Annotated in this window: 2 protein-coding genes and 1 pseudogene; all 3 read right to left on the minus strand. The window is 61.9% G+C overall.

What is annotated here, in order from left to right; translation table 11 throughout:
* Window positions 1–37: 37 nt before the first annotated feature.
* Window positions 38–529: a hypothetical protein gene (locus KO516_RS00675; protein ID WP_216001880.1), complete on the minus strand. Its 492-nt coding sequence runs from the start codon at window positions 527–529 to the stop codon at window positions 38–40.
* Window positions 530–570: 41 nt separating this feature from the next.
* A pseudogene (locus tag KO516_RS00680) lies at window positions 571–1,102 on the minus strand (IS5 family transposase); the annotation flags it as partial.
* 17 nt (window positions 1,103–1,119) lie between these two features.
* Window positions 1,120–1,613: transposase (locus KO516_RS00685; RefSeq protein WP_216001881.1), on the minus strand; the 494-nt coding region annotated here is incomplete at its 5' end.

Consider the following 1,613-nt stretch of genomic DNA (forward strand, 5'->3'; position numbering starts at 1 on the left):
TTTTATATGACGACGGACACTTCCGAGCTGGGTGACGTCAGAACAGCAGCGCCCGCAGTGGCAGGCATGCCGCGCCGACCGCCGGGGTCTCTCCTCCGAGTGTCGAGATCGCCAACTCCGGCAAAGGATTGATATGGCCATGGCGCGGGCGGGCAAAGAACTCGGCACGGTCGATAAAGGCCTGTGCCAGCGCGCGCGAGATCTGGCCGCCGAAGACGATGCAGGCAGGATCCGCCACAGCCGTCACCGCGTTGAGCACCCGGTTGAGCTGCGGCGCCACCTGCCCGACCCAATCGGTCACCTCAGGCAGCATAGGCAGCATCGGGCTGACCGCCCGGTCGAGTTCCTCGATGCTGCGAAGCTCGCCCCGTCCGGCGTGGCGCAGGTGCGCCAAGAGCAGTCCGAGCGCGGGGCGGATCCCGGCCTCTTCGGGAGTGAAGATCATGCCGATCTCTCCGGCATTGCCGAAGGCGCCGCGCAGCAGGTCGCCCTCGCTGATGATCCCGGCGCCGAAGGCGCTCTGTTGCACAAATCGTGGTTTGAACAGAGTTTCCCTTTTCCTGTAGACACTTATCCTACGGGGTCAGTGACGGGTATGCCAAGAGCGGTGTAGCGATTGCGCACCGCGATCCGGACTTGGAACTCAGCAACCTGCCGGTCGAAGTCTCGGGCCATGAGGCCTTGGCCAAGGAGTTTGACGCAGTTCATTCACTGACCGGCAGGGTATTTCCGAAGGGAATATCCCGAGAGGTTTCGTCTCTGCGCGGCTTCGGCGGTGATAGCCGGTGAACTTTTGCCAGAGTGCCCGTCCGTGATATTTGCAGGCTCTCACAGCTTCGTTTCGCGCGATAGCGCCCGCCGTGGTTGGTTTCCAAAGTTGGGCGTTCTTACGCGGCGGGATGATGGCTGCGGCACCCCGAGCGGCAATCACATTGTGACATCTTCGCGTGTCATAGGCCCCATCAGCGGTGACGGTGGCGATCTCCTGGTCGGGTGGGATTTGTTCCAGCAAGTCGGGCAGCATGGGTGCATCGCCGACATTGCTTGTCGTGACGCCGACCGCGCGGATCTCCAGTGTTTCCTCGTCCATACCGAGATGCAGCGTAACCGGTGTCCCAGTCACACCTTGGCGACGTAGTTTCTAGGCAGAAGATCGGTGATCTGGCTCTGCTTGTGGCCGCCCGAGATGGCGCTCAGGGTTGCGGTCAGCCAGGCATGCGGATCGACTGCGTTCAGTTTGCAGGTTTCGATGAGCGAGGCAATGACAGCCCAGTTTTCCGCCCCTGCGTCGTGACCGGCGAAGAGCGCGTTTTTCCGGTTCAGGGCAATGGGGCGGATGGTGCGTTCAACGGTGTTGTTGTCCAGTTCGACGCGGCCGTCTGTCAGGAACAAGCAGAGGCCGTCCCAGTATTTGGCGATGTATTTCAGAGCTTCGGCCAGGGGCGATTTGGCTGAGACGCTAGCCCTGTGCTGGTGCAGCCAGTCCTGAAAGGCCACGATTTTCGGCGCGGACCGTTCCCGCCTTGCCGCCAGCCGCACCTCGGGGCTCTGACCACGGATGTCTGTCTCAATCCGGTAAAGGGCCGCGATCTGCCTTAGGGTCAGGATGCATT

It is taken from the genome of Citreicella sp. C3M06 (assembly GCF_018860705.1).
Taxonomy (GTDB): Bacteria; Pseudomonadota; Alphaproteobacteria; order Rhodobacterales; family Rhodobacteraceae; genus Salipiger.